The sequence below is a fragment of the Roseivivax lentus genome, assembly GCF_900156805.1.
GTDB lineage: Bacteria > Pseudomonadota > Alphaproteobacteria > Rhodobacterales > Rhodobacteraceae > Roseivivax > Roseivivax lentus.
The window spans coordinates 20,354-27,870 of sequence record NZ_FTOQ01000028.1; the positions used below are offsets into that span (position 1 = coordinate 20,354).

Genomic DNA, 7,517 nt, shown 5'->3' on the forward strand with positions numbered 1-7,517 from the left:
GCGCGGGCCGGGGCCGGGCGCCGTTCAGAAAGCGGTAAGACGGGCAGGCTAGAAAGAAGGCGCTCCGAGGATCGCCGCCATGCACCCAGCCATCACCATCGTGCTTGCCACCCGCAACGGGGCGGCCCATCTGCCCGCGCAATTGCGCTCGATCGCGGCGCAGCGCGGGGTGGCCTGGCGGCTCCTGGCCTCCGATGACGGCTCGCGCGACGACACCCGGGCGATCCTGGCCGCCTTCGCGGCGGCGCATCCGGGCCGTGTGCGTCTCTGTTCCGGCCCGCAGGCGGGATTCGCCGCGAATTTCCTGTCCGCCGCGGCGCGCGCGGTGGCCGAGGGGCCGGGCCGGGCGCTGGCCTTCTGCGACCAGGACGATGTCTGGCTGCCCGAGAAGCTCGCCCGCGCGCTGGCGCAATGCGAGGCGGGCGGTCGGCATGCGGCGGTGGGCGTGGCCTGCCGGGCGGTGCCCACCGGCCCCGATCTCCGCCCCTCGGGCGGGGCGGCGGCGCCGGGGCCGGCGGATTTCGCCGGGCTCTTGTTCGGGCAGGCGCCCGGCGGCAACCGGCTGGTCCTGTCGGCCGAGGCCGCGGCGCGGCTCGCCGCGACGGTGCCCGCGGCGCTGCAGGCCGGCGTGCCCTTCCACGATTGGTGGGCGGCGCTGGTGCTGACCGGGATCGGCGGGCGGCTCATCCACGACCCCGCGCCGGGGCTGCTCTACCGCCAGCACGGGGCCGCGGCCCTCGGTCATCGCGGGGCGGCGGCGGGCCTCGTGCGGCGCGCGCGGCTCGTGCTGTCGGGGGAATATGCGCGCATGGTCGCGGCCAATCTCGACGCGCTCGCGGCCCAGCCCTGCGCGCTCAGCCCCGCCGCCCGGGCCGCGATGGCCCGCCTGCGGGCGGGGCAGGGGGAAAGCTGGCGCCGCCATCTTCTGCGCGGCGCTCATGCCGCGACGCTGCGGCCGAAGCCGAGCCGCGCCATCAGCGCCTGATCGGGCGCGACCCAGTCCATCAGCCGCTCCGCCGAGGCGGGCGACAGCTCCGCGGCAAGGCGCGGCCAGCGCGCCCCGGTCTCCGGGGCGGCGTTGATCCGGGGCAGCGTCACCGGCTGCCCGGTCCAGCGGGTCAGGTCGCGGATCAGCGGCGCGGGATCGGCCACGTCATAGACCCCGGACAGGCCGCGCGCCGCATCCGCGGCCCGCGCGATCAGCTCGGGCCGGGGCAGGGTGGCCACCGCGTCCCAGCCGCGGATGCGCCGGGTGACGAGATAGGTGCAATAGGGCGCGCGGTAATGATCCTCCACGAAGCGCCGCCAGCCGGGATCGCCGCCGAAGAAATACTCCTCCGCGCTCCAGTGCCCGGCCCGCGCCAGCCCGGTATGCTCGGGCCGGGCGAGGGTGGCGGCATCGAGCGTGGCGGCCTTGCGGCGCAGGTAGAGATAGAAGGACGCGATCCGTTCCAGCGGGTCGCGCAGCACCGTGAAGGCGCGGGCGCGGGGGCCGAGCGTTTCCAGCGCCTCCCAGTCGATATGGCCGGAATAGAGCCTGTATCCGGGCGGCAGCTGCGCCGCGCCGCGGGCGGCCTGGCTGTGCAGCCGCACCGGCGAGAGACCCGCCTCGCCGCCGAGCGCGCCACCGAGGGCCTGCCCCAGCGCCCGGTGCACGCTTTGCCCCGCGGTCTTCGGGATGTGCAGGAAGACGAGGGGGCTTTCCGTGTCGCAGGTCATGTCGCGGCCTCCGCCAGATCGAGCGTATCGAAGGTGAAATCGGGCATGTCCTTCATCGCGCGCAGCCCCTTGACGAAGCCGGCGGGATCGGAGGGATCGAGATGCGCCAGCTGCCAGGGCGCAAAGCGCCACCACCGCAGGTGCAGAAAGGCCGCGACGAGATCGGGCGCGTGCCGGATCCGCCGGATCCGCGCGGGCGCGCCCGCGACCACCGCGTAGGGCGGCACGTCGCGGGTGACGACCGAGCCCGCGCCGATCACCGCGCCGTGCCCCACGGTGACGCCCGCGGCGATGATCGCGCCGTGACCGATCCAGACATCGTGGCCGATCACCGTCTCCTGCAGCGCGGTGGGCGGACCGTGTTCGGGCCGGGGCGGCGGCGTGGCGTGCCAGTCCGCCGCCCCGGTGAAGCCGTCCTCCAGATCGAAGAGCCGCGCGCCGAGATAGAAGGCCGGGCTCGTCGAGGCCCAGTGCATCGGGTGGTTCTGCCGCCCGATCTGCACCTCTTCGCCGATCGAGCAATAGCGCCCGATCTTCGCCGCGCAGGCATGGCCCGAGACCTGGTAGGAGAAGGCGCCGAGCTCGATCATCTGCTCGAACTGGGTCCATTTCAGGCTCGACGGCGCCTCGATCCGCCCGCGCGGGGGCAGGCGCACCTTGCCGCCCGGACGCGGCAGGGCCTCGATGCCGCGCGCGCGCAGCCAGGCGATGGTGACCTCCGCCATGGCTCAGCCCGTCCCGGTCAGGCGGCGCCGCGGCGCCCGCGCCAGATCGCGCGCCGGGCCGCGCACCGGGCCGCATGCCGGGCCGGCGCCGGGCGCCGCGGTCCCGCCGGTGGTCTTGGCCGGGCGCGGGCCGGAGCCGGTGGCGGGCCGGGGCAGGGCGGGGCGCGCCCGGGCCTCGGACAGGGTCAGCACCCGCTCCAGCACCGAGGCCGCCATTGCGGCGGTCTCGCCGGGCCGGTAGGGCAGGACATGGCCGCCCGGCGCCGCGCGCAGCGCCGTGCCCTGGGCGCCGAGATCGAAGGCCAGCACCGGCAGGCCGGTCGCCAGCGCCTCGTGCAGCGCGAAGCAGAAGGTCTCGGGCCAGACCGAGGGGATGAGCCAATGGGTGATCCCGTGCGTCCGCGCCCGCGTGGCGATCTCGGCGGGCCGGTAGCGCCCGGTTCGCGTGACGTGAACGGGCAGGGCGGTTTCGGGCGCGATCTCTCCGACGAGGACGAGCCCGGCGCGGCCGCGGGTCTCCCGCGCAAGCGCGGCCACGACATCGGCGCCCTTCTGCGGCGCGATCGCGCCCAGGACGCCGATCACGGGCCGCGGCCCGGCGCGCGGCGTCACCCGCTCCGGCGGATCCGGCAGGTCGTGCGGGGCCACGCGGATGCGCCCGGCGAGATCGGGCCAGGCCGCGCGCACCAGCGCCGCCGAGGCCTCCGAGAAGCAGCGGATCTCGGCGCGGGAGGCGAAGCGGTGCCAGGCCCGCCGCCAGGTGGCCAGCGGCACCGCGCGCCCGTCGGGCCGGCGCGCGCGGTGGGCGGGATCTCCGGCCTCCCCGGGCACCGGCAGGCCGCGATAGACGCCGTCCGCGTCGCAGAGCGTGTAGGCGGGCGAGAGCGGGAAGTAATCGTGCAGCTCCATCTCCGCCGCGTCGCCGTCGCGCAAGAGCCCGCGCAGCAACCCCGGCAGGGCCACCGGGTCGGGATCGCCCACGCCGCAGGCATAGATCACCCGGCGGCGGGGCAAGAGCCCCAGCAGCGCCGCGATCACCGTCCAGTCGTCGCCCTCCCCGGTGCTCACGCCCCAGGACGACAGGACCGACAGCTGCCAGCGCCGCGCCCCGCCGACGCGGATGCGCACCACCGGCTGGCCCGCCGCGAGCGCCGCGGCGATGCGCGCGGCCACCGCCCGTTCGACCCCGCCGCCCAGGCTGTGGGTCAGGATCACCGGCACCGCCGCGCCCCGCATCACCGCCCCCGCCCAGCCGAGCGCCAGCGCGAGCCGCGCCGTGCGCAGCGGATCGGCGGTCTTGAACCGCGCCACGCGCGCGTCGAAATCGGGATATCGCGCGGAGATCACCGCGTTGTTGCGCGCGAGAAGCGCCGCCTTGTCGGGGCCGAAACTGACGCCGCCGCGATGCTCCACGTAAAGCCCGCCCAGCCCCAGATGCCGCCCGCCGAGCGCGGCGATGCGCTGGCACCAATCCACCTCCTCGCCATAGCCGCGCCCGAAGGCCGGATCGAAGCGCGGCAGGCGCTGCAGCCAGTCCCGCGCGATCGCCATGCAGAACCCCACCCCGGTGGGCAGGTCGCAGAGCGCCCCGTCGGGATCGAGCCGGGCCGCCACCCCGTCGATGACGTCGCCCGCGCCCGCGGGCAGCGGCACGTCGCGGCAGATCACCGGGGCCGAGAGGATCTCGGCGGCGTTGGAGGCGGGCGTGACGCTGGCCACGTTGTCGTGATGCGCGAAGGGCCGGACGAGGCGCGAGGCCCATCCCTGCGGCACCAGCGCATCGGCATTGAGCAGGATCACCGGACCGCCGCCGCGCGCCGGGGTCGGGGCCCGCGCCGGGGTCGGGGTCGGGGGCAGGGCATCCGCCCAGGGCGCCGGATCGGGCAGGCCCAGCACATGGGCGAAGCCGCGATTGACCGACCCGATGAAACCCAGGTTCTCGCGGTTCTCCAGCAGCGTGACCCGGGCGACGCGGCCCGGCGCGGTGGCCCAGTCCTGCAGGAAGGGGCGCACCTGCGGATCGGGCGAGGCATCCTCGATCATCACCAGGTGCCAGGGCAGATCGGTATGCGCCTCGATCCGGTCCAGCACCTCGGGCAGCAGGTCGAAGCCGTTATAGACCGGCAGCAGGATGGTGACCGGCGGGCCGGATATCGTCTCTGTTTCGGCCCGATCGCGCAGGATCCCGGGCAGGAGCGGCCCCGCTTCGAGCGGCGGCGCCACGAGCCCCAAAGCCGCCTTCACGCGCTGGCGGTGGCGCGGATCGCGCGAGGTCCGCCAGGCCAGCGCCGCGGGCAGGCTGCGCAGGAGCGCCGCGACGAAGGCCGGCAGGTGCCGCCAGCGGCCAAGCCGGGGCCGCTTCAGGCTGAGCGCGGGGATCGCCGTGGCCCCGGGCCGGGCGGTAACCGCAAGCCCCGGCGGCGCGCTGCGCGCCAGATCGGCGGGCCGCGCGGGCACGTCGAGCCGGAAGCCCCCCGCGCGCCAGCCCCCCGCCACCACGTCGGCGCGCGGCAGATCCGCCCGGCCCCGGGCCACCGCCCCGCCGAGATAAAGCGCGACGCCCGCCGCCTCGGCCCAGCCCTCGACCAGGAGATGCCCGGCCTCGAAGGCCACCCGGTCCACGTGACCCACCTGCCGTCCCGCGGCATCGAGGATCGGCGGGCCGGGCCGCGCGGCGCGGCAGCGGGTGGCGGCATAAAGATCGAACAGCGCGGCAAGACGGCGAAGCATGGGCGAAGGTCCTGTGAAGCCGGAAGACGCCCTCAGGAAACATGCCAGCCCTTAAGGACCGTTTAAGGCTGATCGGCCACAGGCGGTCCTGCCCGAAAAATACCCAACTTGACCCATCGAAAGGGCCACGCTTTCTGGCAATCGGGCGCCAGAGCCCGGCTCCCCAAGGACAAGACCCGCCCGATGCCGCATCGCCCCGCCCCCGGTTCCGCCCCCAGATGAGCGGGCTGGCCACCCCGCATCTGCCCTACCGGGCCGATATCGACGGGCTGCGCGCGATCGCGGTGGGGTCGGTCGTGCTCTATCATTTCGGCGTGGCCCTGCCCGGCGGCTTCACCGGGGTGGACGTGTTCTTCGTGATCTCGGGCTACCTGATCGGCGGTCTTCTCTGGGCCGAGCGCGCGCAGACCGGCCGGGTGCGCCTCGGGGCCTTCTGGCTGCGGCGGTTCCGCCGCCTCGCGCCGGCCTTCTTCGCCATGGCGCTGGTCACGAGCCTCGTCGCCTGGGCGCTGCTGCTGCCGTTCGAGCTGCGCGAATACGGCAAGGCGCTGATCGCCGCCTCTCTCTATCTGGCCAACGTGCTGTTCTACCGCCAGGCGGGCTATTTCGACGCGGCCTCCGAGGACAAGCCGCTGCTGCACACCTGGTCGCTGTCGGTGGAGGAGCAGTTCTATCTCTGCCTGCCGCTCCTGGTGCTGGCGCTGGCCCGGCATCCGCGCGGGCTGGTCTGGACCCTCGCGGCGATCTGGGCGGCCTCGCTCGCCGCCTGCCTCTGGGTGACGCCGCAGAATGCGCAGGCCACCTTCTACCTCTTTCCCTTCCGCGCCTGGGAGCTTCTGTCGGGCGTGCTGCTGGCGATCTGGATGCGCGGGCGGCCCGGGCCCGGCCCGGCCTGGGCGGGCTGGGGCGGGCTTTTGCTGATCGGGGTGGGATTCGTCACTATTTCCGCCCAAAAGGCCTTTCCCGGGGCCTGGGCGCTGATACCGGTCCTGGGCACGATGGGGGTACTCTGGGCCGGGGCGGGGCCCGGCGTTGGGGCCGTCCTGCGCCATCCCTTGGCTGTCTTCGTCGGGCGGATTTCCTACTCGCTCTATCTCTGGCACTGGCCGGTTCTCACCCTGTCGCTGCAGCTGCGCGGGGCCTATGCGGGCTGGGGCGAGGCCGCGCTCTGGATGGGGCTGTCGGTTCTCCTGGCCTGGGCCTCCTGGGCGGCGATCGAACAGCCGGTGCGGCGGGGGCGCCTCGGCAGCCCGCGCGCACTTCTGGGGTTTGTGATCACGGCCAGCGCCGCCGCCCTCGCCTTCGGGACCGCGGCCTATCTCAAGGACGGGCTGCCGGGCCGGTTCGGGCCCGAGGCGCGGCTGCATATCGCGGCCTCGGGCGACTTCCTGCAGGATTTCAGCCGCTGCACCACCCCGGGTGACGGCCCCTTTGCCGGGCTCGAGATCTGTTCCCTCGGGCCCGACGGGCCGCCCCGCGTGCTGGTCTGGGGCGACAGCCACCTGCGTGCGATGCATGAAGGCCTGCGCCTTGCCGCGACGGACATGCCGACGCTCGCCATCTGGCGCGCGGGCTGCCCGCCGCTTTTCGGCATCGCCAAGTCCGAGAACAGCGCGACCCCCGCCGAGGATGCCGCCTGCGCCGCCGCCAATAGCCGGATCGCGGCGGCCATCGCCGCGACGCCCAGCCTTGCACGGGTGCTGCTGATCGGGCGGTGGGCCTATTACACGGAGGGCACCGGCATCGGCCTCGATGCCGGGAACCGCATCGCCGTCGCCCATCCCGGCAGCGGCACGACCGGCCCGGACGCGCTGGCGCGGGCCGTCGCCGAGACCGTGCCGGCCCTGCGCGGCGGGATCGGACCGGTCTTCGTCCTGGCCCAACCGCCCGAACAGCCCGCCTATGACAGCCGCCTTGCCGCCCGCGAGGCCGCCCATGCCGGCTGGCCCGGGGCCGCGCCGCCGGTGACGCGGACCTCCGTGCCCCGCGATGCGCTCGGCCCCCGCATGGCGGCGGCCCGCGCGCTCTGGTCCGGGGCGGAGGTCACGCTGCTCGATCCCTGGCCCGCGCTCTGCGACGCGCACACCTGTTTCGCGACCCGTGACGGCGTCGGGCAGTATTTCGACACGAACCACCTCACGAACAGCGCCGCCCGACGCCTCGCGCCGCTGCTGGCACCGGTCTTCGAGGGGCTGGATTAGGCTCTAATTCAGCATAAAACACATTATGAGAGCATTTCTGAAGCGCGGGGCACATTCTAAACTGGGTTGCGACAAATCCCCTATCTTGCTGGAAAGCAAGGAGAATGGAATTGGCCCACACAGAACTGGATTTGCGTGAGAG

At 74.3% G+C, this 7,517-nt stretch carries 5 protein-coding genes; 2 read left to right on the forward strand and 3 right to left on the reverse strand.

Going from position 1 to position 7,517, the window contains the following annotated elements; all coding sequences use genetic code 11:
- The first annotated feature begins 79 nt into the window (after window positions 1-79).
- Window positions 80-985, forward strand: coding sequence for a glycosyltransferase (locus BW990_RS20520; RefSeq protein WP_076451313.1), 906 nt, complete (start codon window positions 80-82; stop codon window positions 983-985).
- Here the strand turns inward: BW990_RS20520 and BW990_RS20525 are convergent.
- Genes BW990_RS20525 through BW990_RS20535 form a run of 3 tightly spaced genes read right to left on the reverse strand, consistent with a single transcriptional unit; the run spans window position 937 to window position 5,174 of the window.
- Entirely contained in the window at window positions 937-1,719 is a 783-nt protein-coding gene (locus BW990_RS20525; RefSeq protein ID WP_076451315.1) for a sulfotransferase family 2 domain-containing protein, read from the reverse strand. The genes BW990_RS20520 and BW990_RS20525 overlap by 49 nt on opposite strands.
- Window positions 1,716-2,444, reverse strand: a complete 729-nt coding sequence (locus BW990_RS20530) for a CatB-related O-acetyltransferase (RefSeq protein ID WP_076451317.1) — start codon at window positions 2,442-2,444, stop codon at window positions 1,716-1,718. The genes BW990_RS20525 and BW990_RS20530 overlap by 4 nt, the downstream gene beginning before the upstream one ends.
- A gap of 3 nt (window positions 2,445-2,447) precedes the next feature.
- Window positions 2,448-5,174 (reverse strand): glycosyltransferase, encoded by a 2,727-nt coding sequence (locus BW990_RS20535; protein ID WP_076451318.1) that lies wholly within the window; start codon window positions 5,172-5,174, stop codon window positions 2,448-2,450.
- A gap of 218 nt (window positions 5,175-5,392) precedes the next feature.
- Here BW990_RS20535 and BW990_RS20540 point away from each other — a divergent pair, with 218 nt between their 5' ends.
- The gene (locus BW990_RS20540) at window positions 5,393-7,375 is read left to right on the forward strand and encodes an acyltransferase family protein (RefSeq protein WP_076451320.1); all 1,983 of its coding nucleotides are present in this window, start codon (window positions 5,393-5,395) and stop codon (window positions 7,373-7,375) included.
- The last annotated feature ends 142 nt before the right edge of the window (window positions 7,376-7,517 follow it).